Annotated in this window: 26 protein-coding genes and 1 pseudogene; 7 read left to right on the top strand and 20 right to left on the bottom strand. The window is 67.0% G+C overall.

Features of this window, described 5'->3' with window-relative positions:
- A partial coding sequence (locus tag COA17_RS20200) for an ATP-binding protein (protein WP_217991017.1) occupies positions 1-74 on the top strand: 74 nt, incomplete at its 5' end.
- 166 nt (positions 75-240) lie between these two features.
- On the opposite strand, the pseudogene COA17_RS17805 reads toward COA17_RS20200, so the two are convergent.
- The 18 genes and pseudogenes from COA17_RS17805 to COA17_RS17725 form a co-directional block, all read right to left on the bottom strand.
- Positions 241-819 (bottom strand): annotated as a pseudogene (locus tag COA17_RS17805) (conjugal transfer protein TraG N-terminal domain-containing protein); the annotation flags it as partial.
- A gap of 17 nt (positions 820-836) precedes the next feature.
- The gene (locus COA17_RS17800) at positions 837-2,186 is read right to left on the bottom strand and encodes a conjugal transfer protein TraH (protein ID WP_096614197.1); all 1,350 of its coding nucleotides are present in this window, start codon (positions 2,184-2,186) and stop codon (positions 837-839) included.
- 181 nt (positions 2,187-2,367) lie between these two features.
- Positions 2,368-3,189, bottom strand: coding sequence for a conjugal transfer protein TraF (locus COA17_RS17795; RefSeq protein WP_096614195.1), 822 nt, complete (start codon positions 3,187-3,189; stop codon positions 2,368-2,370).
- Positions 3,186-4,925 carry a conjugal transfer protein TraN gene (locus COA17_RS17790; protein ID WP_245857934.1) on the bottom strand — a complete coding sequence of 580 codons (1,740 nt, stop codon included), beginning with the start codon at positions 4,923-4,925 and terminating at the stop codon, positions 3,186-3,188. The genes COA17_RS17795 and COA17_RS17790 overlap by 4 nt, the downstream gene beginning before the upstream one ends.
- Positions 4,922-5,635, bottom strand: a complete 714-nt coding sequence (trbC, locus tag COA17_RS17785) for a type-F conjugative transfer system pilin assembly protein TrbC (protein ID WP_245857933.1) — start codon at positions 5,633-5,635, stop codon at positions 4,922-4,924. Before trbC ends, COA17_RS17790 begins: the two co-directional genes overlap by 4 nt.
- A gap of 38 nt (positions 5,636-5,673) precedes the next feature.
- Positions 5,674-6,684, bottom strand: a complete 1,011-nt coding sequence (gene traU, locus COA17_RS17780) for a conjugal transfer pilus assembly protein TraU (protein ID WP_096614201.1) — start codon at positions 6,682-6,684, stop codon at positions 5,674-5,676.
- 74 nt (positions 6,685-6,758) lie between these two features.
- On the bottom strand, positions 6,759-7,400 hold the full coding sequence (traW, locus tag COA17_RS17775; RefSeq protein ID WP_096614192.1) for a type-F conjugative transfer system protein TraW: 642 nt from the start codon (positions 7,398-7,400) through the stop codon (positions 6,759-6,761).
- Positions 7,397-7,933: a S26 family signal peptidase gene (locus COA17_RS17770; protein WP_096614190.1), complete on the bottom strand. Its 537-nt coding sequence runs from the start codon at positions 7,931-7,933 to the stop codon at positions 7,397-7,399. Before COA17_RS17770 ends, traW begins: the two co-directional genes overlap by 4 nt.
- The gene (locus COA17_RS17765; RefSeq protein WP_171007561.1) at positions 7,920-8,318 is read right to left on the bottom strand and encodes a TrbI F-type domain-containing protein; all 399 of its coding nucleotides are present in this window, start codon (positions 8,316-8,318) and stop codon (positions 7,920-7,922) included. The genes COA17_RS17770 and COA17_RS17765 overlap by 14 nt, the downstream gene beginning before the upstream one ends.
- Positions 8,311-8,670, bottom strand: a complete 360-nt coding sequence (locus COA17_RS19510) for a hypothetical protein (protein WP_171007562.1) — start codon at positions 8,668-8,670, stop codon at positions 8,311-8,313. The genes COA17_RS17765 and COA17_RS19510 overlap by 8 nt, the downstream gene beginning before the upstream one ends.
- A complete protein-coding gene (gene traC / locus COA17_RS17760; protein WP_096614186.1) occupies positions 8,663-11,236 on the bottom strand; it encodes a type IV secretion system protein TraC in 2,574 nt (857 codons plus the stop codon). Before traC ends, COA17_RS19510 begins: the two co-directional genes overlap by 8 nt.
- A complete protein-coding gene (locus COA17_RS17755; RefSeq protein WP_096614184.1) occupies positions 11,233-12,054 on the bottom strand; it encodes a TraV family lipoprotein in 822 nt (273 codons plus the stop codon). Before COA17_RS17755 ends, traC begins: the two co-directional genes overlap by 4 nt.
- Positions 12,051-12,893 carry a DsbC family protein gene (locus COA17_RS17750; RefSeq protein WP_425442741.1) on the bottom strand — a complete coding sequence of 281 codons (843 nt, stop codon included), beginning with the start codon at positions 12,891-12,893 and terminating at the stop codon, positions 12,051-12,053. The genes COA17_RS17755 and COA17_RS17750 overlap by 4 nt, the downstream gene beginning before the upstream one ends.
- Before the next feature lie 38 nt (positions 12,894-12,931).
- Positions 12,932-14,260 carry a TraB/TrbI/VirB10 family type IV secretion system protein gene (locus COA17_RS17745; RefSeq protein WP_096614180.1) on the bottom strand — a complete coding sequence of 443 codons (1,329 nt, stop codon included), beginning with the start codon at positions 14,258-14,260 and terminating at the stop codon, positions 12,932-12,934.
- Entirely contained in the window at positions 14,257-15,069 is an 813-nt protein-coding gene (locus tag COA17_RS17740; protein WP_096614178.1) for a type-F conjugative transfer system secretin TraK, read from the bottom strand. Before COA17_RS17740 ends, COA17_RS17745 begins: the two co-directional genes overlap by 4 nt.
- Positions 15,066-15,632 carry a type IV conjugative transfer system protein TraE gene (locus COA17_RS17735; protein WP_096614176.1) on the bottom strand — a complete coding sequence of 189 codons (567 nt, stop codon included), beginning with the start codon at positions 15,630-15,632 and terminating at the stop codon, positions 15,066-15,068. The genes COA17_RS17740 and COA17_RS17735 overlap by 4 nt, the downstream gene beginning before the upstream one ends.
- A gap of 13 nt (positions 15,633-15,645) precedes the next feature.
- On the bottom strand, positions 15,646-15,933 hold the full coding sequence (gene traL, locus COA17_RS17730; RefSeq protein WP_096614174.1) for a type IV conjugative transfer system protein TraL: 288 nt from the start codon (positions 15,931-15,933) through the stop codon (positions 15,646-15,648).
- A 26-nt stretch (positions 15,934-15,959) separates the two neighbouring features.
- A complete protein-coding gene (locus tag COA17_RS17725) occupies positions 15,960-16,205 on the bottom strand; it encodes a hypothetical protein (protein WP_409314177.1) in 246 nt (81 codons plus the stop codon).
- Positions 16,206-16,682: 477 nt separating this feature from the next.
- Here COA17_RS17725 and COA17_RS17720 point away from each other — a divergent pair, with 477 nt between their 5' ends.
- Together COA17_RS17720 and COA17_RS17715 are read left to right on the top strand one after the other, a co-directional pair.
- The gene (locus COA17_RS17720; protein WP_096614170.1) at positions 16,683-17,165 is read left to right on the top strand and encodes a helix-turn-helix domain-containing protein; all 483 of its coding nucleotides are present in this window, start codon (positions 16,683-16,685) and stop codon (positions 17,163-17,165) included.
- Positions 17,166-17,422: 257 nt separating this feature from the next.
- Entirely contained in the window at positions 17,423-17,854 is a 432-nt protein-coding gene (locus COA17_RS17715; protein WP_137786607.1) for a hypothetical protein, read from the top strand.
- 456 nt (positions 17,855-18,310) lie between these two features.
- On the opposite strand, the gene COA17_RS17705 is transcribed toward COA17_RS17715, so the two are convergent.
- Together COA17_RS17705 and COA17_RS17700 are read right to left on the bottom strand one after the other, a co-directional pair.
- Entirely contained in the window at positions 18,311-19,195 is an 885-nt protein-coding gene (locus tag COA17_RS17705) for a hypothetical protein (protein WP_141397129.1), read from the bottom strand.
- Between the two features lie 255 nt (positions 19,196-19,450).
- Positions 19,451-20,485 carry a hypothetical protein gene (locus COA17_RS17700; RefSeq protein ID WP_096614162.1) on the bottom strand — a complete coding sequence of 345 codons (1,035 nt, stop codon included), beginning with the start codon at positions 20,483-20,485 and terminating at the stop codon, positions 19,451-19,453.
- 443 nt (positions 20,486-20,928) lie between these two features.
- On the opposite strand from COA17_RS17700, the gene COA17_RS17695 reads away from it, so the two are divergent.
- Genes COA17_RS17695 through COA17_RS17680 form a run of 4 tightly spaced genes read left to right on the top strand, consistent with a single transcriptional unit; the run spans position 20,929 to position 25,901 of the window.
- The gene (locus COA17_RS17695; protein ID WP_096614160.1) at positions 20,929-22,062 is read left to right on the top strand and encodes an MBL fold metallo-hydrolase; all 1,134 of its coding nucleotides are present in this window, start codon (positions 20,929-20,931) and stop codon (positions 22,060-22,062) included.
- Positions 22,055-24,331, top strand: a complete 2,277-nt coding sequence (locus COA17_RS17690; protein ID WP_137786610.1) for an anti-phage 6A-MBL system cap2_3 protein — start codon at positions 22,055-22,057, stop codon at positions 24,329-24,331. The genes COA17_RS17695 and COA17_RS17690 overlap by 8 nt, the downstream gene beginning before the upstream one ends.
- A complete protein-coding gene (locus tag COA17_RS17685) occupies positions 24,331-24,945 on the top strand; it encodes a hypothetical protein (protein ID WP_096614157.1) in 615 nt (204 codons plus the stop codon). The genes COA17_RS17690 and COA17_RS17685 overlap by 1 nt, the downstream gene beginning before the upstream one ends.
- The gene (locus COA17_RS17680; RefSeq protein WP_141397128.1) at positions 24,942-25,901 is read left to right on the top strand and encodes a ComEC/Rec2 family competence protein; all 960 of its coding nucleotides are present in this window, start codon (positions 24,942-24,944) and stop codon (positions 25,899-25,901) included. Before COA17_RS17685 ends, COA17_RS17680 begins: the two co-directional genes overlap by 4 nt.
- The last annotated feature ends 391 nt before the right edge of the window (positions 25,902-26,292 follow it).

The following is a 26,292-nucleotide window of genomic DNA, read 5'->3' as shown; positions in this document are numbered from 1 at the left end:
TCGACCGCATTACCCACCACTGCGACATCGTCGAGACCGGCAACGACAGCTGGCGATTCAAGCACCGCAGCTGACGCGCGGGACCACCGGCAGAAGATGCTTCGCGCTGGTTGCGCCTCCGGTCGGGCTACGCCCGCCCTACGCCGCAACCAGCGCGAACGGCACGCCCGCCATACCCGTCACACCGCTCGACAAACGGGGTCCCTTTTGGACGCCGATAGGGGGTCCTTTTTGGACGCCGATTGACATCCAGAGATCGGGTGCTTGCGCCAGCGTCTCCATCGAGTAGCGCCCGAGCAGTACGTCATAGAAGACGCATTGCTTGAAATGCTCGTCGAGATTGGCGGCGAACTCGGGATCGTTGATTCTGAGGCTGCGGGTCGCTTCGAACAGGCGCGAGCCGTAGATCATGCCGTTACCGCTATAGTCGAGGTCGCCGGGCAGGCCGAACACCAGCTCGGACGAGCGGACGAGATAGTCGCCGACCTGACTGGTGAAGCTCGCCATCATGGCCAGCCCGAGCGGCACGTTGGCGACCTGCGCCGGTGCCAGGCTCGGGTTGATGCGATCGGTGACGTGCACGTCAAGCCGCGGCACCATCAGCACCATGTACATGAGCGTCGCCTGCAGGAACCAGTGGAGCCAGGCCTTCCAGTCGAGGCTGAACGCGACGATCAGGACCGAGTAGGCCAGTCCCATCACCAGCACGACCTGCAGGAGGCTCTTGTAGCCCCCGGCCCCGGTCCAGGCGGCAACGGCGTTGAGGACGTTGACGATGTACTCGCCACCCCCGATCGTGAAGAGCTCGACCGTGCCCATGCTCTGATTACCCTGGCTTAGTTGAGGCCGCGCGCGGCGACGCCGCGCGACCAGTCGAGCGAGGCCGCCATTCCCGGCGACATCGAGTTGGCGAGCACGTTCTCCAGAAACTGCGTCTTCTGGATGATCGCCATGATGGCGGACACGCGGGCCTGCGTCGTCTGCTGGCGATCGGCCAATGTGGTCCGCGCCGTGTTGATCTGCGCCGTCCAGGTCGCGAGCTTCGCCTCGTCTGCGGCGATGAAGGTCGCCTTGGACTTGCCGACCTCGCTCACCAGCTGATCTAGGATCGCGTAGAGCAGATCGATCGAGGCGATCTCCGCCAGGGTCGAGCGGTCGTCGGTCGAGAGGCCACGCGCATAGGCGGCCTGGACCGTCAGGATCTTGTAGAGTGGGATCGACGAGATCTGGAGCAGCTCCTTCTGCTCAGGACTGATCGCCGTGTCGGTGCGGATGGCCTCGACCATGCCGTCGATCAACGCCGTTACCCGTGGCCGCAGCGCCTTCGCGGTGGGCACCGACAGCGGGCTCAGAGCGGGGTTGAGGCACTGCTCCTCGGTATCGCAATGATAGACCTGCACCCCGCCCGCCGACGTCCCGTCAAGAAGGGCGGTGACCAACGTGGAGGTCGTGTCGCCGGTCAGCGGCTGGAAGCGGCCGGCGTCACTGTCGGTCGGAGGCACGTATATGATCGTGCCGACCATCGTCATCACATACTCGGCGAGGTCGCGATCGAAGCTGCCGCTGGCGTTGAAGAACTTCGACCCGCGGAGCACGTGCCAGGTGTAGTTGCGTGGCACCGCACTGTTCACCGCATCCCACTTGGACGGGTCGGCGCCGTTGATCGTCGAGCTCCGCTCGCCCTTGCTGCCACAGCCATGCTTGGCGGCGGCATAGTCGGAGAAGATGCCGTCGGAGTTGCCGATGGCCTCGCAGATCGCCTTGTCCGCGAGATCGCCCTTCGGCCACACCGACCCGACCAGCGCCTGCGCCGCCTCGCAGCTCGAGATGTTGAGGTTGTTCATGAGCTGCGCCTTCTGGGCGAACTCGTCCATGACCTTCGAGCACTCCGGGCAAACGGTGTCGATCGCGAGCTTGAAGGCGAAGCCGACCGCATTGTTCGCGACCGCCTTCAGCATGGCGACGATCTCGCTGGAGTTGATGAAGCTGAAGCTGCCCGCGAACAGGTCGATGCCACCGCAGCCTGCCCTCGCCGACGGCAGCTGCAGGTTGGCGAGATTGGTCGTCTTCTGCGGGAAGCGCGTCCACACGTTGCCGAGGCTGTAATATCCTGCGGACTGGCCCTGGAACGCGCTGGGACCCGTCACATTGGCTGCGCCGCCGGCCTCGGCCACGAACTTGTCCATCGCCCCACCCACATCGGCTGCCGCCGGCGTAGTCGGCAGCACAAGTGGGACGACAGCGCCCGCAAGCCCGGCCGCGCAGCCGGCGGTCGCGAGGCCGCGAGCAGCGCGGCCGATCGCCACGCGGGCGCGCGCCAGGAGGGAGCAGGCGAGCGCGCGCAGGCGCTCGGAACGGCGCGTCTGGTCAGTAGTCACTGCCGGCCTTTCGCTGGGTCAGGAGGAAGATGCGCTCCATCAGCTCGTCGGCAGCGATGATGCCGTAGCCGATAGGAATGGCGGTGTGGGTGGCGCTGTCGAACAGGACGATCGCGGGGGTGACCTTGGCGGTCAGCCCCATCGCCTGGCGCTGGTTCGTCTCGACGGAGTAGCGCGGGAAGGTCTCCGACGGGCCACCATCCGTCGAGATCGCACGGACCGTCAGGTGGTGCGTGTCGGCGACCGCCTTCACGATCGGCGACATCACCCGGCAGGCACCGCAGCTCTGCGCGAAGAAGTAGAAGAGCCCATAGCGTGCGCCAAGCCGATCGAGTGCCTGGTCGCGCTCGGATTTACGGGCATCCGACCATTGCTGCTTGGCCACCGTGCCGACCGGTCGCTGTAGCGTGTAGTCGAGGTCAGGCGTCTGCCAGAGCGCGCGCTGCCACACGTCGCCGAACAGCGAGGCGCGATCGAGCTGCGCCCGCTGGAAGCGGATGTAGGCGGTGACGTTCTCGGGAGTAGGCTTAAGGATTGCGCGCGCCTTCAGTTCGCGCAGCTCCGCGGTGACCTCCTCGAGCTGCTCCGCGGACGACTTGGCGGGCGGCGGCGGCGGGGTGGCGCTGGGCTCCTCCGCCCGTGGCCGATCGCAGTAGAACCAGGTGCCGAGCTTGCGATCCTGACAGTAGAAGCGATCGCCAGCCTGCACCGAACGAGTCTGATCTGCCCCAGTCTGGGCCTCCGCCGGCACGAGCATCAGCACGGTCGAGGCGATTGCGAGCAGCCGACCACAGAAGTATGGCGCGCTCATCGACCGCCTCCGTTCACGGCATAATAGTCCGCGATCTTGCGCTGCATCGTCTCGACGGTGCCGAGCTCCTCGGGCAGCTTCGCCGCGTCCTGGAACTCGGCATAGACCTCCGAGAAGTCCATGCGGCTGAGATCAAGCCGGGCGAACTCGTCGATGGTGAAGCCTTTGCAGCTCTCCTTCTTGGCGCTCGCCCACGGCTTGTTGATCTGGGGGCGCCCCTGCTCCTGCAGGATACGGCTCAGCTTGGACTCGAAGCAGCAATAAGCCTTCTTCTTGGTGACGCAGATGCCGAACACGCTGTCGGAGCAGTAGCTGCCGACATAGTGACAGAGACCCTGAGCATCGCGCTGGTGCAGCAGCACCTCTTCTCGGTCGCAGCCGAGCGTGACCAACAGCTGCGAATAGGGGATGAGCGGGAAGGCCTTGCCGGCACAGCAGTTGAGGATGCCGAAGACCTTGGAATGGCAGGTCTCCCGCTCGCCCTTGAACAGCGTCAGGTTCGCCGGGTCGAACTCCTTGCCGGCCTGTGAAGCGGCGTTCAGCGCGACGGCGGCGTCCTTGAACTCACCGTTGGGCTGGCGATCGATCGTCTCGCACTCGCCGTTAATGCAGTAGATGTCGCCATCGCAGACATATTGCTTCTCGGGCGCAGGGCCGCCGGGCACGCTGCAGGTGTAGATCCGCTCGCGCGTAGGGCACGGCACCTCGTCGGTCAGGCACTCCTCGCGCGCGAACCGGCAATCCTTGTTGGCCTCAAGCGCGTCGCAGTTCTGCGCCGGCACGGCCTTGTGGCACTCATAGCTGCGCGTCCAAGCCCAGCAGGGTTTGGTCACCGACACGCCGTCGATCACTCGAGTTACCGGATCGCTGGAGGTGCAGGTCTCGGCGGTGCTGGTGCAGCTCGCATCGCCCGCCAAGCCTGCGCAGCCGCTCTCATCGCGCCGTTCGCTGACGCTGCTGCGGACCTCCGTCCCCTTCAGCGTGCCGCCCGCAACCTCGCTATCGCAGAGCAGCTCCGCGACCGGTTCGCCGGGCTCGGTGCAATATCGGTAGGGCGGACGGCCGCCCCCTTGGAGGCAGCGCCCCTCGTGCGAGCCTGTCCGCTGGCAGGACGCCTGCTCGAAGAGGCTGCAATCGTCGACCCGGTTGAAGCCCGCATTGAAGTCGCTGCACCAATAGCGATAGCCGGTGGTGCGCGTCACCGAGACACTCAGCGGGATGGTGCAGCTGGCGGTGCGCTGCTCGAGCGCAACGCCGTCGTTGCAGGTCGCCTCGTAGGTGCCGTCAACGCCGCTCGAAGGCGGCAGCTCACGGCAGCTGCCCTGCCCGCCGCCGACGCTCATGCCGCTGACATAGGTCTTTGGATCATCCGAGATCGTGCGACCTCGCGCGATCGTCGCCTCGATGTCCTCGACGGCGATGCGCGGCCGCTGATCGAGCGAAGACCTGACGGTTGCATAAGCCTGGTTGGTCGAGGCGGCGGACGCGGCCTGACCGGCAATGGCGTCGGGATCGTCGAAGAGGGTCGACTGGCTGGGCGTGCCGCCGAAGCCGGGAACGCGCTCGGCCGTCGGCGCGGTCTTGGCGGCGGTCTGCGCCTTGCCGATCACATCCGAGCCGAACGCCTTGCCCTCGGCACGCGCCGCTTCGGTCTGGCTCTGGCCGGCCGCGCCGCTGCCGAGGCCGACCGCGAAGAAGGCGAGTGCCAGCGCCACGCTGGTGCGCGCGCGGGTCACTGCACGTCCCCGAGCCGGGCGCGATAGACCGCCGAAACGCGCGCAGCGGGTCCACCGCCCCCCGCGAACCTGTCGAGCGCGTAGGCGAGGCTGACATTGCCGGCCATGCGGTCGTGCGGCGGAAGCGCGGTACGGCAGTCGAAGCCGTCGCAAAGGTCGAAGTCGGTAGCAGTCACGACGTAAGCGGGCACCGCTTCGATGCCGAAGGCGCGGAAGAGGCGCGGATCGATGCCGACCGGCGCCTTGACCTCGCCGGTGGGCAGCACCTTGGCGAGCGCCGTCGTGAAGGTCCGTGCGGAGTTGCCCGGCATGCCGCGGAACACGATCACGCCGCCCGCTCGACCGACACCGGCGATCATCGCCTTGAGCGAGGCCGCCGGCATCGACAGGCTGGCGAAGGCGACGAGGCGCGGCGCGTCTTCCGGGGCCATCTGTTTGGCGGACGCGGCGACCATTCCGTCGAAGTCGAAGGTCGCTGCAGGATCAGCAGGTGACGATTTCGACGCGTAACGTGCGGATGCGGCGCGAGCCGACGCGGCGCTTGCCGCCGCCTCCTGGCGCAGCGCCTCACCACGGCGCGCGACCACCTTGGTCAGCGCCTCGGCTTCCTGCGGCGACAGCTTGGCGCGGGCACGGACCTTGGCGAGGTCGAGGCCATCGACGGTCTGGGCGCCCGTCGAGGTGCCGAGGCCGAGCAGCAGGCCGGCCACCGCCGCCGTGCCGATGACAAGGGGAAGACGCCGCCGCATCACAGCACGCAGCAGTTGCGTTTGCGCCAGACGAGATAGCCCATATCTTCTCCGATCGCTGGGTAGACCTGGCCGGCGGACATGAAGGTCGTCGATGCGCCGATCGGCGCGCAGGCGTAGCGACCGCCGGTCTGTGGATTGGGATTGGTGGCCTGGAAGCGATATTGCTGCTTCCGCATCACCGGCATCAGGTAGCTGCCGCACAGCCCCTTGCTGCCCATCGTGCCCCAGGCGACGAGCTCGCGGTGCAGCTTGTAGGCGAAGCGGGCAAGCGCGAGCCGCGAGGCCTGCACATGACCGATCGAGGCGGCGACATTGCCGTTGAGCGGGTACATCGTGCCCTGGCAGCCGGCGCACCAGAAGAGCGGGTCGGTCGGCAGCCTGGCGCTCGCGGCGATGCAGTCGGCCGCGCACGCCGCGAGCGCCAGCGGATTGGCGAACAGCACCGCCTCGGGGTTGATGATCGCGGTGAGCTCGGAGTCCTGCCAGAGCGGATCAACCTCGGTAATGTAGAGGATGTCGATTCCGCCGGTCTCGAGGCAGAGGAAGTCCGCCACGATGTTCATCCAGTAGATGAGCGGATAGGCGTACCAGTGGACATGCCAGCCGCTGGTGTTCTGGGCCTTGCCGCCGACAGCGCTCGGCCCGGCCATGGTCTTGAAGCCGATGTCGAACCCCGGATCGAGCTTGAGCCCGCCGAGATTGACGAAGCACCACGGCTTCATGCTGACGTCGGCCAGCCGCACCGGCTCCCAGAAGCCCATGGCGATTCCGACCCGCAGACCGCAGGCGCAGACCGGCAGAGTGGGATTATCGGTGTCGGGACGACCGGCGAGCGAGGGCCAGATATTGAGGCCGCCGACCGACATCGGGAACAGGCAGCTCCAGCACACATCGGTGATGGGATTGACGAAGCGACCGGTGCACCGCCCCGGCGTTCCCTCGGCGCGAGCCGGCGACGCGAGCGTGAGCCCGAGGATCGCCAGGAGCGCGGCCAGGCCCGCCAGCATCAGGCGCAGCCGACGCCGGACGAGGCTCCGGCGCCGAGCCGACGCGGCGAGCCACTCGCGATTGCTCGTCGCAGTCACTTTCGATCTCCTTTTGTTCCCCGGACCACCAGCTCGCGGACAGCGAGGAGGCGGCCCTGCTGCTCGACCACGGCCGGCACGGCGCGGATGCCGAAATGCCGGGTGAGTGTGCCCTGCTGGTCGAAGTAGAAGCGGCGCTGCTCCGCCTTCATCAGCGCGAAGGGTGAGCCGGCGACTAGGATCAGCTTGGCGCTGAGCGCGGTGGTCGTGGTTCTCGCCCAGGCGACCTGGCTCGCATCGTCGCCGTTGATGAACACGAGGCGCTGGCGCAGCGGCACCGTGTCGAGCGGATTCACGCGCGTTCCCGCCGCGACGATGACCCGGCCGCGGGCATCGCGCAGGTCCTGCCGTACGGTGATCGTCGGATCGAAGCGCCAGCGCCGCTCCTCGGTCGCCGTCTCGATACCCGCTACGGCCGCCGGGCGTCGGACCTTGGCAGCGGTCCGCTCGGCCAGCGCCTGGTTGGCGCGATCGATCTCACCGCTGGCCTGCATGGTCACCAGCCGCTTCTGGATGACGGATAGCAGGTCTGCCTCGATGACGGGGAAAATGGCGCCCTGCTGGCCATAGTCGCGTGCGCTCGCCGGCACGGAAGCGGCGAGGACTGCCACGGCGAGCGGGAGATGGCGCGCGCTCACAGGATCGCCCTTCCGACGCCGATCAGCTGACGCCCGCAGATCCAGCCGATCAGGGCATAGCGGCTGTCGAAGCTGTCCCTGTTCGGCGTCGCCACGAAGTAGCAGCCGCGCGGCACCGTGCCCGTCGGGCCGATGTCGAGCGGCTCGCCGCGCAGCGTCCTCGGCTTGGCGAGCGCGACCGGACGGCCGTTGACGAGGAACAAGCGGCCACGGCGGGTCACTTCGTCACCGCCCACGCCATAGACGATCTTGCCGAACGGCTGGTGCTCGCGTCCAAAATGACGCTCGAGCAAAGCGCTCTCCGGTGGTTCGAAGAACACATAGTCGCCGCGCCGGGGCACACGATGTCGTTCGACCAGGAAGGCCCAGTTCGGCAGGCTGGTGCTCTGGTTGACGAGGAAGACGTGCGTCTCGCTCCAGCTCGCCAGGCCGGCATAGCCGGTGCCCGCGACCGCTATCCCTAGCAGCACGCCCCAGCGCCGCCGTCGTGCAGGCGACCAGAAGCGCGGATCGGTGCGATCAGCGGTCGCCACGCTCGGCCTCCATCGCGCGGGTGACGCGGGTGCGGACCTCGGCGGTCCAATCGTCAACCGAGCGGCCGAGCGTGGCCTCGGAGACGAGGACGGTGGTGCCACCTTTCCCCAGCTCGGCCACCGCCTTGTTGATCGCGGCAAGATAGGTCGCAGTGCGACGGGCGGACTGTTCGGCCGTGCCGCCGTTGCGCGCCTCGGCGGCGACGAAGTCCTCGACCAGCCGTGACAGGCTGACCGACACGATCCGGCGCTGCTGAAGATCGATCAGCGTCCGCGTGGCCCAGGCAGCCCAGAGCAGCGCGGCGGCGATGAGGATGGCGCCGAGCACGCGTGCGACGGGCCAGCCGGCGATGGTGCGCTGGCGAAGCGACGCACGCTCAGCCATGCCGGCCACCACGCGCCAGCTCGCGGCGCAGCTTGCCGGCAAAGGCCGGCAGACGCGCGATGACGAGCACGCCGACGAGGCCCAGGAACAGGGCAAGCAGCTGCCGGTCGAAGTGCGCCCGCGCTGCCGGATCGGCGAACAGATAATGGGTCGACAGGTTCTGCACATGCGCGAAGAACCGCAGCGGGCGCCCGTCCGCGGCGACGATCAGGAAGGCGAGCAGCACGCCGAGCGCGGCCAGCACGGTGCCGGCGACCCATAGGGTAACGCTGAGCCCGATGTGGCAGGCGTCGGCTGCGAGGCGATGTGCGCGGGCGAGCCGGGCCTGCAGAGGGTGCTTGGGATCAGCCATGACGAGGCTCCGGGCGAGAGGGATCGGCGTCGCCGCGCGCGACGGCGTCGATCGCGTCGGCAATCGGTTCGCCCGCCGCGACCCGCCGCTCGATCGCGGCATAGGTGTCGGGCGAGGAGGAGAAGACGGTGGCCGAGAAGCGGTCGAGCACGAGCCTTCCGATGGCCTGACACTCGGGGCCGCGGATGAAGACCTCGGAATATTCCGACCCCGAGCGCTTCAGCGAGCGGATCAAACCTTCGGTCCGGTCGTCCATGTCGAGCCGCGCGGACTTGCGCAGGTCTGCGATCGTCTCCGGCTTCTGCTGAAGCACCAGCATCCAGTCCGAGTTCTCGAGCGCGGCGGTCGCCCCGTCGGACTTGTAAAAGTCGTTGAGCGACTGAGTGGCGGTGCAGAGCGCGCCGCCATATTTGCGCGCGGTGCGGGCATAGGTCTCGACAAAGTCGGACATCGACCCGCCCTTGAGCATGGACCAGGCCTCGTCGATCAGCAGCAGCTTCTTCACCGACCGCGGGCTGCGCGTCATCGCCTGCCCCGTCATGAACATGATCGCGGTCAGGACGACCGAGCGGAGCTCCTCCCGCGTGGCGAGGTCGGACATCTCGAAGACGGTGAAGTCCGCCTCGAGCCGAAGCGTGGCCTCGCCGTTGAAGAACCCGCCATAGGTCCCGCCGGCGCGAAACGGACCCATGGCGATGGCGAGATTGGCAGCGTCCGCGTTGCCAGTGGCTTCGAGCGCATGCGCAACGGCTTCGACCGAGCCAGCCCGGCCCTGCTCTTCCCAGACCCGGTTCACCGCCTGGTCGATCAGGCCGCGCTCGGTGTCGGTGAGCCGATCGACGAAGCGGGCCATCTGGCCCACGATCGCCTTCAGCATCGCCATGCAGTCGAGGCGGTAGTCTTCGTCGTCGGCGACGCGGGTCGCATCGACCATCGAGAACGGATTGAGGCAGAAGCCGCTCGCCAGCGTGAACTCGATGAACCTTCCGCCCTGCAGCCGGCAGCTGTTCATGAAGGAGCGGCCATCGTCGATCACGACGACCTTGGCGCCCGCACCGCACAGGCTCGCGCACATCTCCTGCAGCAGCACCGACTTGCCCGAGCCCGACTTGCCGAGGATCGCGACATTGTGGTTGCCGGCGCCGTTCTCGAACGGCGACCAGAAGAAGGGCTGGCCGCGGCGGCCGAGAAACAGGAGGTGCGGGACCGCGCCGCCGAGATACTCGCCCTGCATCGGTGCGATGTTGGCCGCCGTGGTCGACAGCATCGTGCGCATGCGCCGGCATCGCTCGAGGTCCGCCGCCAGCCCGTCGGCGAGCGTCAGTGGCATCGCCGCGAGCAGGCCCTGCACCTGGAGGAAGCGCTCGTCGGCGAGATCCCAGCCTGCCGCCTTGTAGAGCGACTTGACCATGCGCTCGTTGCGATCGCCATCGCCGACTGGCGAGAAGGTGGTGACACCGTAGAAGGCGCGGACCAGCCGCCTGCCCTCCTGCAGCTGCGCCTGCACCTCGCGCCACTCGGCCGCCTGCTCGCGCAGCTTGGGGACGTAGCGCGCCGACTTGCCCTCGGAGAGGCTGGTCGTGCGCAGGAACTTCATGCCAGCCCTTGTCGAGGCGGCTTCCTGGTCGGGGTAGACGAGGCAGAGGATCGTCGCCGCCGGACATGGGAAACGAAGCTTGTCGGTGAACAGGTCGCCGATCAGCCGCGCCGTCTCCCAGGGCGTCCAGCGCACCGGCATGTTGCGCACGCCGAAGTGCCGAACGTCGAACCGGTCCGGGTAGATCTCGCCGATCTCGGGCGCCTCGCCGTCATGGCCGCCGGTCGGCCGGAACCGCTCGGTCCGCAGCAGCATCCGGCTCTCCTCGACGGTCAGTTCGATGTCGCGGCGGATCGCCTGGTCGGCGATCGGATCGAGCGGGTTGTAGTCGACCGCATCGTCGCCGCTCGCCGTCGTCGGCGAGGTCAGGTCATCGACAAAGGCGATGAGCTCGACCGGATCGACATCGAGCGCGGGCACGTCGAGCGAGCGGAGCACGCCCACCAGACTGTCCCTGACCGCGATCAGCTCCTCCTTGGAGGTGCCGCCGTTCGCGGGCACGCCGACCGACACCAGCAGCTGATGGTGGCGGGCATGGAACGGGGCGGCGCCCGAGCCGCTCGTCCAGACCAGATCGTAGAGGCACTGGGTGCGGGCGCGCGCGATCTGCTCGTAGACGCCGCCGCGGGCGTAGCGGGGCGCGAACCAGGGCGCGATGTTGCGGCTGATCCGTGGTGACGCCCAGTGGACGATCTGCACACAGGCGCCCGCCGGCAGCCCCTCGGAGAGGAACTGCCCGAGCAGGTCGCCGACCCGCTCGTCGGCACCGACCAGCGGCGCGACGTTGAGGATGAAGCCGGAGGAACGCGCGTTGAGGTAGAGCCGGGTGGACGGCTCGTAGACGCGGTACGGCAGGAAGCTCGACAGCATGTCGAGGCCCAGCACCGGCCGCGCACCCTCGCTCTCCTCGGCATCGCCGAAGAGGCCGGTGAGCAGCGAGCCGGTGAACGTCTTGAGCGAGAGGTTCATCGCGGTTGCTCCTCGCCGGCAGGCGCGCTGAACAAGCTGCCGTCCAGGTCGGTCGGCGGCGTCGGCTGGATCGGCCGGGCTCCGAGCCGAGACAGGTTGGGCGTGGCGAGCGCGCGGAGGCGTGCCTGTGCTGCCGCCGCGTCGCCCTGCGGCAGCACCACCTTGCCCGCCGGCAACGCCGGCGGAGTCCCGACGGTCGGTGCGGCAGGCACGTCCTTGGCGGCAGGCACCGCGGCGCCGATCCGGTGCCCGGCGCGCGCGGCTGCGAGCGATGCCGCAGTCGGCGCGCCGGGATCGACCGCGCGGGGCAACGCGGCCGAACTGAAAGGGTGAGGGGCTTGAGCGGGAGTGGTCTCAAGCCCCTCGATCACCGGTGCCGAAGCACCGGCGACCGCCTCGCGCAGGGAGGAAGGGGCGGGACTGCGCGAGATCTCGGAAGAGGAGACAGGGTCGGCGGTGGACGCGAAGGTCCAGGCAGGCTGTTCGACTACGGCATGGACGGTGGCGGCGTCGTGCAGCACGCCCGCCTCGTCGACATGCGCGGGCAGCAGGATGGACAGCATGCGCTCGCCGGTGCGGACGGCGACGCTCCCGCCCCCGCCCGTTCGGGCGGGCTGCCGGTCGACCGCCGCTGCCGCCGCGGCACCCTCCTCGTCGACTTGGCCGATCGCGGCCGCGTCGATCTTGGTCATGGGCGCGCAGGTCCCGGCCGGCGCCCGGCAGGTGAAGTCGCCTTTCACCGTGCCGCCAAGTGTCGTGCAGCCGCCAAGCGTGGCTGCACCGGCGAGGAGCAGCGCCAGATAGAGAGACCGGATCATGCCCGACCTCCCGCCACAAAGGCCTTGAGCTGCTCGGCCGTGTGGAAGCCTTGCAGCACCGCACCGTCGGCGCGGATGATCACCGGCGTGCCGCCGAAGCCGTGCTTGCGGGCGAACGCCTCATTGGCGTCGAGCCCCGACACGTCGCACTTGCGCCCTGCGGCGATCGCCTGGTCGGCATAAGCCGCATGCGCAGCGGCTGCCGGATCGGCCGCGCAGAGCACCGCCTCCGAGAGCTTGCGGCTCTCCGCACCGAAGATCGAGATCGGCCGCTCCTCGACGCGCGCGCCCATGCGGGCGAGCTCGGCCGAGAGCTTACGGCAATAGCCGCAGTGGAAATCGCTGAGCACGACGAGCTTGGGCCCGTTCGCCGGCCCCCAGTGCACCGCCCCGCCTGCCGGAAGCTGGGCGAGGTCGACCTTCGCGGCCGCGGGCGTCGCGGCGGCGGGCTGCGCGTCGTCATCGTCGCGCCGACCCGCCGCACCCGCTGCGAGCATGTCCGGGTTGAGCTCGAGGAGCCGCGTCGCGGTGACGTCGCTCCGCGTCTCCATGTCGTAGAGCCGCCCGATCATGAGGAAGCGCGCGCTCCGGTCGACGTAGAAGAGCGTCGTCCCGGCCACGACCTCGCACAGGCCGCCGAAGCGACTGCAGTCGATCGCGCCGATGCGGGTCTTCGGCAGCCGCAGCTTGAGCGCCTCGCGCACCAAGCCGGTGTCGACGCTGGCGATGGCCGGCGCCGCGGCATGGACGCTCTTGGCGACGACGCCGGCGCCCATGCCGACGACGAGCGACGCCGAGGCCAGCAGGCTCCAGAACGGAATACCTTCCATGCGGCGCATCCTGGCCAGCTCATGGCCAAGACGAGTGTCAGCAGAGATCATTGGGAGTTCCTCACATAGACGCCGTCGAGGAAGACGATCTCGACATCGATGCCGGTCGGCATCTCCACGACTGGCTGATATTGTTCGGCGCGCTCGATCAGATACTTGGACACAGTGTCCGAGGCGTCGGCGACGCCCTGACCGAGACCGCCCTGGACGATGTCGCCGCCGGACAGCTGCTGGCGCTTGCCGTCGACGCCATTGGTGATCCCGGAGAAGACGCTGTTGGCGTTGGCCGAGAAGCCGCGGCCGAAGCCGCCGACAATGCCGGCGATCAGCGCCTGGCTGACGAGACTGCCCTCGCGGCTGACAACGCGGCCGCGCACACCGGTCTTGCCGGCGAAGCTGATGAAGCCCTTGACCTCGCTGACCGCGACCCGCCCGCCGGGCTGGTCGCAGGTCATTTTCTGGAGCTTCACATAAACCTTCTCGGCCGAGAGATCGCCGCGCGCCGCACCGTTAACGACGCAGCCCTGGATGCGCGTCGTGAGCAGCTTGCCGTCCTTGACGACCGAGCGCGCAGGGCCCGTGATCCGAAGCACGACCGGCAGCGGATCGGTCTGGCTGGCGACGCCCGCCGAGGCGTCCACGCCGACGATCACGCGCGCCGGCGCATAGCTGTTGGGCGGCAGGTAGTCGGGACTGTCCTCAATCTCGATCGCAGGCGCAGTCGGCCGACCAGCGCGCAGGCCGGTCTTGGCCGTGCCGGCGCCTTCCGTTGGCCCGCTCGTGAACGAGACGGTCTTCACCTGTCGTTCGGCGCGAGGCGAGAGCGCGGCGCCCTGCGGTCCACCGTTGTTCGGGTCGAGCGGCGATCCCGACGGGATCGACGGATCGCGTGACGCGAGCGGTGCGGGCGGCGGCGCGGCTGCCTGGGTCTGTGCGCGCGTGAGCTCGCCGCGCAGCGTCGTATTCTCCTGCGTCAGCGCGTCGATCGTCTTGGTGCCGTCGGTCTTGAGCGCCTGGTTCTCCGCCGAGAGCGCGTCGAGCCTGGTCTGGACCTCGGGCGCGACCGCCCTGCTTTCCTCGAGCGCCTTCAGCTGGCGCGCCTGCGCATCCAGCCGGTTGCCGTAGATCGCGACGAACTCCTTCTGGCTAAGGTCGCGATTGACGATGCCGTCGGTCTCGATCTTCTGCGGCGCGTCGGCGGCCGGCGTGTGATCGCCGGTGCTGCCGAACACGAACCAGAGCGCGAGCATCGCAGCCGAGCCGCCGCCGCCGAGCAGCAGCATGCGCTGGCGTGCCCGCGTCTTGGCGTTGAGCGCGCCCAAGGGCGTGGCGCTTTCCTGGCCGGAGCCGCCCTGAGGGGTGACAGCCTCGCTCATGCGCCGGCACTCCCGTCGAGCACGACGTAGAGCGTCGTTGCCTGCTGCGGGCCGAGTTCGCGATCGGCGACGCTGACCGCGAGGCTCCCGGCCGGCGTCAGCTGCGCCGGGTCGACCGGGACCGTCTTGGCACCGCGGTTGTCGATCCGCAGCACGCGGCCGGTGAGTGCGCCGCCCCGGTACTCGGCCACGAGGCGTACGCTGAGGTCACCGACGCGCGTCGGTGCTGCGGCGACCTGCCGCATGACATAGCCGTCGGGCGCGCTGTTCGCCGCCATTGCCTGGACGAGGCGCACCGCCGCATCGCGCGGGCCGGTCTTCGCTTCCCAGGCCTGTGCCCGCTCGCCGGCGATCGCCGGGTTCGAGACGAAAATCTGCTCGGCCTCGGGTCCGCCGATCGAGCAGGCGAATTTGTAGACATAGCCCTTGCGGGTGGTGGCGAAGAAGCTCAGCCGACCCGGTGCGAAGCCTTCGGGCACCGACAGGTAGATGTCACCACGGACCGGCTCGTTGGTGACGGTGAAGTCGTTGTACGGGTAGCCGGTCGTGATCTTGCTGACGCTCGCGAAGGCGTCGCCGACCAGGCTGATCCGGGTCAGCTCATGGTTCGAGACCACGCAGTCCACCTGCGCATTGTCGGCAGCCTGACGATATTGGTCGGCCCAGGCCGGCGTCGCGGCGAGAGCGATGGCAGCGCCGATCAGCGCGAGTCCGAGCGGCTTCAGGGTGAGGTCGCGCGGCCGGGTCGTGCCGGCGGCGAAGGTGACCGTGCCCGCCCCGAGCAGGCAGGCGGGTGTCGCGGCGATCATTGGAGCGCCTCCTTGTTCGTGGGGATGAGCGCGAAGCTCGAGAGCGAGAGGCGCAGGCCCGCATAGGTCCAGCCGAACCGGAACCGCTTCTTCTCGCTGGCGATGACCTGACCGCCGACGAAGGTCTTGAGGTCGCCGTCAACGGTCGAACTGAGACCTTTGGGATCGACCGTCAGGCCGGTGATGACGAATGCCTGGCTCAGATCGGAGCCGCGCTGCTCGGTGACGATCTTGACCAGCTCAGCCTTGAGCGCACCGTAGGCGGCGGGATCGGCCACCTTCAGGATCTGCTCCATCCAATAGTCGAGACCGGTCGGCGAGCGGTTGAGCAGCATCAGCGCGACGTCGCGGGTGACGAGCTCGAGATAGTCGGACGAGACGCCCGACGAGCTGATCGCCAGCGGCCGCGTCGAGAGCGGCTGCAGGATGATCTCGCGGTCCCTGGATCCGAGCGCCGTCAACAGCGCGAGGTTGGCCAGGAACGACGCCGCCGCGGCGACGACGAGGACCTTGCGCTGCCGCAGCAGCGATTGGGTGCGCTGGTGCGCGATATCGGATAGCATGGAGCCCCTCCCCTCAGCCGGCGAGCCGGCGGCAGTGGGAGGGCGGCGTCGCACGCAGTCGGACGAAGCTTGCCCCCAGGTACCAGTAGGCCGCGTGGATGATCCAGGAACTGGCCCGGCCAGCCTTGGCCTTGCGAAGCGCGAACCACGCTCCTCCGGCACCCACGAGACCCAGCAGGATGTGCTGGGAGAAGATGCCCCAGGCGAACGGCGCCGCGAGCCCCAGGAATTCGTCCAGGGTCCAAAGGCCGATGAGCTCCGGATCGTCGAGCCGCCGGGGAACAATATACTTGTCCGACATGGTGTGAGCCGCCCTCGCCGCCGCGATCAGATGATCGCGGTCACGGTGGAGGTGACGATCGGCACGCCGGTGCCGACGCCGATGCCGACGGCGACGGGGATCGCCACCTGCCCGAGCGTGAACCGGCCGGACGCCATGCCGATGATGCCGCCGGCCAGGCTGAGCACGGCGATGATCTTGCCGCCGGAGCCCTCCAGAAAGTCGGTGAACTTGGTGAGCGCCGGACCGAAGGTCGTGTCGGCGCCGGCATAGGCGGCGCTCGCCACGGCCATGAGGCCGATCGCGGGAATGAGATAATCGCTGGCCCGGCCGAGGCCGGCACGGGTCAGCGGGAGCTTGAGGCTGTGCATCGAGAGCGTCTCCGAGAAGGTGTTCGCCGCGGCCGCATCCCGACCGCACAGCCACCTTCACGCCGCCTCCGGTCGACGCTCAACGAAAAGGAACATCATAGGAACAAAACAGCTGCGCGGTCGCGGATTCCGCGATCACGGTCGCAGCGATCATGTGAAGTTTCCTAGCAGCCCGCGATGAAGCTCGCGGGGGATCGGCAGGGCGTCGCTGGCCGTGCGACAACACTCGCGAATCGCTCTTGGCTGGGTATCTCCGCTACTTAGGCGTCGCTGCAAGCGCTGAGACGCACAAGACTGCAGACCCTCGTCGGCCGGCACGTGCTAGGATGTTCCTATTTTGTTTTCCTACAGGCTATGCGCTTGGTACGTGGCTGCGAATCGATCCTTGGAGATGGAGTCGTGGCAAGCACGAGCAGTTCCGCAGCCCTGTCGTCGACACCGCTGCACATCATCGTCGGCGACCTGGTCGAGCAGACGGGTCTCAGCCAACGTGACCTCGCCGGCAGGGTCGGCATGTCTAAAGATCAGTTCAGCCGCACTTTGAAGGGCACTCGGCACCTCAGTCTGGATGAGGCCGGCGCGATCCTGGCTGCGGCAGGACTGCCTGCGCGCGGTGCCCTCACGCTTGCGATGTTCGACCGGCGCGATCTTGCCAACGAGTGGTCACGCTCAGGGCTTGCCGCGTTCCTCGAGACGCTTGTCGCGGCGCTGCCGGACGCCCTCGTGGCGGAACTCGGAGCCAGCAGCGACCGCGTCGACCCGCGTTGGGGAACGGCGGTGGCGAAGTTCGTCGCGCAGCGGATCGCCAGCCACATCGACGAACTCATCGAGCGAGAGGAGAAGCTCGGTGAGTTCCGGCCTACCGGCGGAATACGTACTTGAATCTAAACAGATTGCCGCCGCCAGAGAGGCCGCCACACGGAACGGGATTTTGAGGGCGGCACGAACGCTCAACGAGATCACGAAAGCCCATGACAGCCGCAGCTCTCTCGCGCGTCGGAGTGGCCGCGCGTTCCGCCAGGCGCGGGGCGCCACGCCGACGTCCCGCAGCCGCACCGCCCCCGCGCTCAGGCATTATCGCCTCAACGCAAACCGATGGCGCACTTGAATTGCGACACGCGTTGCGCGAGGCGTACATCATGAGGAACCTTGCCATCATCGCGCCACTGCTTGTCGCGTTTGTCGGCGGCAGTGCGGCGGGCAAGTCGTTCCACGATCCCATTCCCGAAGCCTTCCGGGGAACATGGGCACCCGCGGCGGCCGACTGCCGCGACGAGGACGGCGTCAACAAAGTTTTTGTCGATGCCGAGAGCGTCAACTACTACGAGGGCAACGACTACCTTCTGATCGGCGTTTCCTTCTCAGGTTCCATGACAAAGCGGAGCGGCAGCGGCGTCCTCTTCAACGGTCGCTTCACTGGACGCACTGAGGCTAACCTACTGGGCGAAAGCAACATCCGCATGGAGATCGATGACCGCGATGCGAACACGATGTATCGCTACCCAATCGGCGATGATGGTGAGCCAATCGCCGCTCGAGAGGTAAAGGACGTGCGCTGCCCTACGAAATAGTTCGTCGTGATTAATCGTTGAGACATCACTGATCGGCGAGCACAATGGGATCGTTTCGCCCGTCTTAAAGGGCCACTACGATCTTTCGGGGTTTCATGTTCATTACCCGAGCCTTTCAGACGTGCCACAATCAAGTTGAGCCGCAACGACCCAGAAGCCGACGTTCAGGTCGCCTTAGCGATTGCCCGAAACCAGACACTCGTTCACAACCTGAACAATTGGGGTCAGCTGCTCGCGCCGCACCCTAACTGCCGATCGAGGCCGCCGCGCTAATCCGGAGACAATCCACACTTGCGATAGGTTTTCAGAATGCGCAACGTGTCATAGCCGTCGATGATGCAGCAGGTCCGCAAGTTGCCGAACTGCTGGGCGAACGACCGCATCATCGCGCGTACAGGGATCTCGATTAGATGGCAGTGCTGGAGCACAAGGATGTCCGCGGGTTCCGCGTATAGCCTAACCACTTGGTCGCCGTTCTTGCCCAGCTCCGCCAAGGTCATCGGCTTGAACTTCGCCGGCCCTTTGAAGGCACGCCGCCGCGTAAGGCTCGCCGTCGACCTTGAGTGCGGAGGTGAACAGGTCCGACTGCTCGCCGCCCCAGTCTTTGGGCACCTCGCCCTCGCCGATCAGTTCAGCGAAGGCCATTTTGACATGGGCCTCGGGGACGCCGCGCAGCGGCATCAGTGCCGCCTGGGTAGTAGCCCGGGGTACGAGACGGATCTCCTGGAACGCGTCAATCTGGCTTGGATGCAGCTCCAGCCGATTGTGCCAGGAAGCCCCGACGAGACTGCGGCCCCCGTCAGCCCAGCTCACGAAGGGCGTGGCGATCGCCCAGGGTAGTGCCGCCACAACATTGGCGTCGATCGCCGTGACGGCCCCGATCACCAGTAGTTGGGCACGGCGGCCGAGTTCGGTCCAAGCGGAGTTTGCGGTGAAATACTCGTGCGAGAAGCGCACCTCGAGCTTAAGACCTGGCCGGAGCGCGTCGAGCTTGGTGTGGATCAGCGCTTGGGGCGGCGGCTGGCGGCGTTCCATCTTCGCCTTGTGCATCGCGGGCACCCCTCGCGAGTAGAAATCGCCGAAGTGAGTGAAGAAGCTGCCGACCGCCAGCTCGTCCGCGGCGACGAGCTGGCCGAGCGTCGGCGGCTTCGCACGCTCGAGCCAGGCCCCGAGCGCGCGCTCGAGGCCAACGGTTGCCGCCAGTTCCCGCAGGTGCGCTGCGGCCGCATCACGATCGCCGACTCCTCCAAGCATCGGCTCAGCCCCAGTCAGGGACATAAGCCGCCGCCGGTTGAGGTACCAACAGCTCAGGTCGTAATCGGGACGGGACGGGTCGGTCACCAACGACAGCTGCGCCGAAGCATTCCACTCGGCAACGGAAATCGTCCGATCCCGACTTCTTGCCCGGTCGTCGCCTCCCTTATTCTGTGGTGTTCGTGCTCCTCCAGCGGGCCAGAGGGAAATCCGTTTTTGCTAGTCGCCCTCTGCAATGCGCTCGGCTTTCGCCTTCTTGCCCCAGCTGCCGCGGCGGCGTGGCAAGTCTCGGCCTCGCGCCCAATAGCCTAACGTCATAGGGGGCGTACTCGTCCGGGCCGTCTAAATCGTCACCAGGTCGGCGTAGTCCGTCATGGGACCAATCGAAAGGAATAGCGGCTCGAGCGGCGTTCTCGGCCGGACGCTCGGCCGGAACGCTACGCGGACCTCGCGCTGGTAGCCGTAGCCAAAGTGCTTAGCCATTTCCGGTACGGTGAACTTGGAATAATCTCGATACGGGTCATAATAGATGACCGGGCCCTCCAGCGGCTCCCAATCGGGCAGTCGTCCAAGGAAAGTGGAGATGAGGCGCTGCTTGAAGCGCGTCGGATCCCGGATCACGATGGCGGCGTCCGCATCGAAGTCGGTAGGCATCCGGTAGTGAATGTGTTCGCAAAGGCTAAATAGGAAGTAATCCTGGAATACCAGCGGCAGGACGATGTCGTCATTCTCGAACTCGATGCGGTGCCCCTGGAAATCCATGCCAGTCCGTCCGTCCAGACGCTCGCGCCATGTGGGGATAAAGAAGGTCCGGCTCGTCTCGTCGTCGCGTACTGCATCGGAATGGGCGACGTCGTTATAGAGCCCCGCATTGGCGAGCCGCAGGTCACCCGTCGCCAGCATCGGCTCGAGAAACTGCCGCTTGCCATATTTGACGATGATCGGCGTAGAGGGCGCGACGTAGCCCTCGAACATCTTCACGCCCGAGGACTCGCCGTTCTCGAAATACCTGAATAGCGGCGCGCGCGCCGCGGCAACGACTTCATTCGGCGGCCCGCCAGCCGCCCTGTCCGAGTAGTCTTCCAGCAGGTGGGTGAAGACCTGCATATATTCGTCGGTGCGCGTCATCGGCACCGGCGTCAGCTGCCCCTTGGGGCTCAGCTCCATCGCATTCACGAAGACGTTGCGGAAGCGCTCGGCCACCCGCTCGTCGGGCGCACCCAGGAGGTAGGGTCGGGAGAGATAGTCGAGCCTCCACGTTTCGTGCCGCACCAGGGTACCGGCGACGGCCCGCTCCCGGTACTCGCGACGTCGCTGTTCCACACGCTCCGCCCGCTCGCGCAGCTGATTAAGGGTGACCTTCGGCATGCTCTTCATTTAGTGACTACGTCGGCTGGGGCCACTGCTCGCTAGGCGCGTGCCGATCGCCTCCTCAAGCCGCAAGCCGGTTTGTCGCAGGATTGCGAGTCGCCGCTTGCAAACGGCGCGAGACCAAGAAGTAGTCGTTCGAGATGCTCCGGTTACGTCCGAATACCAGCCGTTCGTCGACATCCACTTGCTTATCTGCACAGCGCGATGGCGAACTGTCTAGCGCTCTGAGGTCGGCCAACAGGGGCGCGGGCGTGCACTCGCGAGCCAATCGCCGGATCGGGCTTTTCGCACTACCCCGCTCGATACCGCAATCGGTCCAGCAGGCTGTTTCGCCGCGCCGCACGCCTTAGAGGGGCAACATGTAGGGAAGTTTGCCGTCATACATACCACATATTGACACAGTGTATGATGTTCCCCTATCGTTCTAAATAGCGGCAGGAGGATTGGCCATGCGCGGCGACTACAGGTTCACAAGTCTCGCATCCGGCTGCGGCGACAGCATCCTGATCGAGGCGCATGACAAGGTCGTGATGGTCGACATCCACTACCGTGCTGCCCGAGCGCAGGACGAGGATGACGACGAGGCGCCCGATTTCGCTCCGGATATCCGCGCCGCCTGCGGGAACGACCATCTGGACGTGTTCGTGTCGACGCACCCCGACAAGGATCACGTCGGCGGCTTCGGCGAGATATTCCACTGCGGCTCGCCGGAGAGCTGGGACAGCGACCCCGAGGATTCCGACCCCAAGATCATCGTGGACGAGATCTGGTGCACGCCATACGGCCTCAATCCCCACTACGTCACCGACCAGTCGAAGCCGATCACCGATGAGATCAAGCGCCGCAATGCCCTCCAGGGCACGGCCGCGGGCGAACGCGCGGGAAACCGGCTGAAGGTCATGGACACTAGCCGGTTCTCAACGGGTGCCATCACCACTGACTTCGAATGGCGACTGCTGGCGCCGACGCCTGCGGAGTGGGACATTCCGAAGACCGCGGAGGGCTGCCCCCCGGCTTCCTCGAACCCGACCAGCCTGGTCATTCAATGGACCATCCGGCGGTTCGGAGGCGAGAACCTGATCCTGACCTGCGGCGACACCTCGGTCGAGGTGCTCGAAAGACTGGAAAAGGATGTTCACCGCAAGAACCCAGGACATCTCGCGTGGCACGTCCTGCTGGCGCCTCATCACTGCTCGCGACGGTCGATCGGCCGGGTGCTCAACGGCGGCTGCAAGGACGAGGAGTTCACCGAGTCCGCCGAGGCGTTGAAGGCGCTCGGCGAGCAGCGTGGCAACGGATACGTCGTGTCGAGCAGCCGGCGCGTTGTGCGGGGCGGCGACACGCCGCCGTCATGGCACGCGAAGCGCCGCTATCTCCGCATCCTCGCCAACGGCGGCGAGATCACGGGTTCTGTCGAAGGCCGCTTCCGCTGCACCGGTGGCAACGGAGCTTCGGACCTTCCGGCCCATGTCGTCTTCAACCTGACCAGCGGCGGTCCAACGCTCGCGCCCGCGAAGGTGCCGGCGACGGTCGGTCTTGGCGGTGCCGGCGCGGCGGTCGGAGGTGGCGGCTCCTATGGCTGACGGCAGCGACGAACCCGTCGATGGCGAGATCGTCGCTGAGCCAGACCTGAGCCAGCTGCTGGAGATCGCGCGCATTTCGCAGTCCGCCGGTGTCGTCGCATCGTCCATCGAACTGCGCCGCCTGGACGAAGGCGAGATATTGACCTTCGACATCAAGACGGAGCCGACGGTCGGGGAACCGGCGGCCGACGTGCGGGAAGTGGAGCGGATACATTTCGTCTACCTTGAGGGCCGCGCCTTCGGTCAAACCGCACCCTACAATGTGCTCTGCGACCGCGAGGACTTTCCCCGCAAGATTGGTCATCTCTGCTCAGGCGAGCCGGGATGCCGAGCGGCGCCCTGCCTGGCGCTGGGCGGCATCCAGCCAATCTACGAGCGCGCCGGCATAGAGGCGATCATGACCCGGCTGCGCGACTTCCTGCGAGACGCGAAGACAGGCACCCTGATGATGGATGGCTGGGAGCCGGTTCCGTTCGGGGTGGGCCAGAAGCTGCGAATGGGCCAGCTCGAGCCACGCACCTTGCAAGAGCATGCGCTCGCCGATCCCGATGCGGGCAGCGCCGTCGGCGTCGCGATCAACTTCGATGACGACGACCGCAAGCAGGTGTCCGTCTTCTCGCAGATCCTCGAGCCGGCGAACGTCCAGGCGGCCATCGGATTCCACAACGAGAAGTTCGACCGAAAGCGGGTCGCCGTCCCTTGGGTGTTCGTCTGGCGCGAACCATCGGCGGTCGAACGGGGCCCGCTATTCGAGGATTGGAGAACGGGCGGCGAGCTGCTGGAGGGCATGAAGGCGATCGGCGTGGATCACGCCTTCGATGCCACGGTCGGCGACCTGTTGCAGAGGGGCGTAGACTTCCGCTGCGTACGACCGCCGCTCTTCGGCAGAGCGATGGTCGTGATCATCGGGGTTTGGCGACCGGCGCCAATCATGAACGCCTTCTTCGGATATTCCGAAGACCAGGCTGCGCGCAGCCTCGAACTGCGAGCGTTCCTCGTGTCGCAGGATTACGACAAGAGCATCCTCGACGCCGATACGCGCATCGAAACGATCGTCGGCGACTACCCGCCGCGACCATCGTTGATGCGCTGGGTCGCGGGTGCGGACCCGCTGCCACCCGTTGCCTTGCTTGGGCACGGCGCCCTGGGCAGCGCGATACACGACAACCTCGCCCGCTCCGGAATGGAGGACGTGCTCGTGTGGGACAAGGATCGCATCCACCCCCACAACCTCGCCCGCCATTCCGCTCGCACAAAAGACGTGTACGCGAATAAGGCCGACCAGGCGAAGCGTCTGACCGACGCGCTCTGGCACGACGAGGGCAAGTCCGAGGCGATCAAGGACGACATTGCGACCGTCGACATCGACGACCTCAAAGCAAGGATAGAGGGTCGGCTCGTCATCGACGCCACTGCCGACGAACAGGTCCGACTTCGAATGGACGAACTGAGGGGCTCGACCGAGGCGACCATCGTCCGGACCGAGATGTACCATGAGGGGCGCCTCGGAATGACGTTCGTCTCGCCGCCGGGCGGGCCCACCATGTCGGACATGATGCTCGCGACGATCGGGCTTGCACCCGACGATCCCGACGTGGCGGGCTGGCTCAACTACGAGGATCGGCATCCGCTGGGCCCTGACCCGCTGCTCTACGGCTTCGGCTGCACCTCGATGACGGTGCACCTGCCCAAGCACGCCGTCGAACAGCACGCGTCGGTTGCGTGCACCGCCATTCTCGGCGATCGGAGCGAAGCCGGCATCCTGCTCAACCCGCTTGACGAGCGGCTCCGGCCGACGGGCTCGCGCTGGGTTCCCATGGAGGCATTCACCGTCCTCCGACCCGCCAGCGTGGACGAGTGGCAGATCCGCGTCTCGCCTTCCGCCATCGCGGCCATGGCCGCGGAGCGCACCGCCGCGGTTCCGGCCGAGACCGGTGGCTATCTCTACGGGAGCTGGGACCCGACGCGTCGGGTGATCACCGTCATCCACGCCTCCCCCCTTCCGCCTGGATCAGAGGCGACCGAGACCAGGCTCGAACTCGGCAAGGCCGGCGGCACCCTCGCGGAGCGCCGGCTGACCCGCCTTGCCCGTGGCCGCGTCTATCTGTGCGGCACCTGGCACAGCCACCCGGACGGATCGGCGCACATGTCGGGCCGCGATGATCGCGCCATGACCGCACACGCTGAGAAGGACGCACCCGATCTGCGCCCGACACTGATGATCATCGTGGCGCAGGACGATGTTCAAGCGCATCTGAGGCTACCGTGATGGCTGACCTGCTCAAGACCGGCATCAACACGAAGTACCTAGCCCCGATCGTCGTGGCCTATGCGGCCGCGGCCGGGTTGCTCGGCATCGACCGAGTGGCGCAGGTACAGACCCTCCTCCAGCATGCCGGCTTCGCGGGAGTCGCCGGCATCGTCATGCTCGTGCTGCAGGAACTCTTCCCCCGATCGGTGAAGGAGGTGCTCGTCTTCTGGCGGCTCCGCGACCGGGTCCCCGGCTGTCGGGCGTTCACGGGGATCGCCCCCAAGGACCCCCGGGTGGACCCGACCGACCTCGCCGTACTGCTTCCGTCGACGCCGATGACGCCGACCGAGCAGAACGCGCTCTGGTACAAGTGGCTGAAGGCGACGGAGAGCGATCCCGCGATCGCGGACAACCACCGGCGCTTCCTCATCCTCCGCGACTGCGCCGTGCTTCTTGCCCTGCTCGCGCTCGTGACGCCCGCACTGTTCGTGTGGACGCCCAGCAGCAACGATCGCATCCTGATGCTCGGCGGCGGGGTGCTGCTCGCCTACATAGTCGTGGCCCTGTCCGCCCGGAACGCGGCCGTCCGTCTGGTCGGGAACGTCGTCGCACGGAAGGTGGGAACGGCATGATGAAGCAGCGTGAAGATCGAAAAAAGCCGTTGGTGAAGATCGAAATTCACGACGTCGATCATGGCGGCTGCACGGTGATCACCGGCCCGGCCGGGCACCGACTGATGCTGGATTGCGGGCTCTGCAGCGATAGGCCGTGGTATCCGTCGATCGCCTACGGCGGCGAGCGCATCGATACGCTGATGCTTATGAACCTCGACGAGGACCACTGCGAGGATCTGCCACATCTTTGGCGTGCCTGCGCGGTGGGCGGACTCGTGACCAACCCCACTGTCGATGCGCGGGCGCTCAGGTCGATGAAGGTGGAATGCGGAATGCGTGCCGGCGTGGCGAAGGCGACGGAGATCCTCGAACGCTTCGGGACCGGGTTCCTGGGCGATTGGTCTCACGACCTGGGCGGGGTCGCCTGGCATGTGTTCTGGAACCGCTATCGGGTCGACTTCACCGACACGAACAACCTCAGTCTGGCCGCATTCGTGCAGTTCGGACCCTTCACGATCCTGTTCGGCGGCGACCTCGAACGTCCGGGCTGGCGCCAGCTGCTGAAGAACCCGGCGTTTCGCGCGAAGCTGGCGACGACGACCGTCTACGTCGCGTCGCACCACGGACGCGAGAATGGCTGCTGCGACGAGATCTTCGACATCTGCCATCCCGAACTCGTCATCTTCTCCGATGGTCGCAAGCAGTACGGCACCCAGGAGACGCGCGACTGGTATGCAAGGCGGACGCGAGGGATTCTCGACTTCGGCAGGCCTGGAGGTCTGCTGGGGCAGCCGCTGCGCAAGGTGATGACCACTCGACGGGACGGCACCATCACGATCGAGGTGGGCACCGACGGCAGGTTCTGGGTGTCGGCAACACGACAGGACAGTGCGCCCGAGCTGTCCGACCTCGTCGCCAGCCTCCTGTCCTTTGGCGAGAACGATACCTATCGCCGCGGATCGGCGCCTCGTTAGCCAGCGCAGCGGGTCCGCCGGAGTGCGGTGCCTAAGCGGACCAGCGAGCGTCCGCTTGTCTGGGCTCGCTGCCCGAGAGCGGCCAGTCCGCTTTCCACCCATCAGACCGTAAGATTGAGAAGCGAAAGAGATCGCGAAGGTTGTAAGCGTGGCCTGAGGGCCGCCTTGCCCGTTTGGCCGTAGCCGGGATGCTTATCGTCTTTGACGAGGGCGCGGGCGGTGCGGGAAGTTTTCGGTTCTGAGACTGGTCGTACGAGCGCTCGTACGACTGGTCGTGTGGAGGTGGTCGGCCGGGTATCGGGCCGACGGAGCTGGTCGGACGCGGAGAAGCTGGAGATCCTGGCCGAGGCGTTCCGGCCGGGCGTGCGGGTCCGTGATGTCATCGCCCGGC

This window comes from Sphingomonas ginsenosidimutans (assembly GCF_002374835.1).
Taxonomy (GTDB): Bacteria; Pseudomonadota; Alphaproteobacteria; order Sphingomonadales; family Sphingomonadaceae; genus Sphingomonas; species Sphingomonas ginsenosidimutans.
Note: the sequence above shows the minus strand (reverse complement) of the source record. Positions and strands in the feature narration are given on the sequence as shown.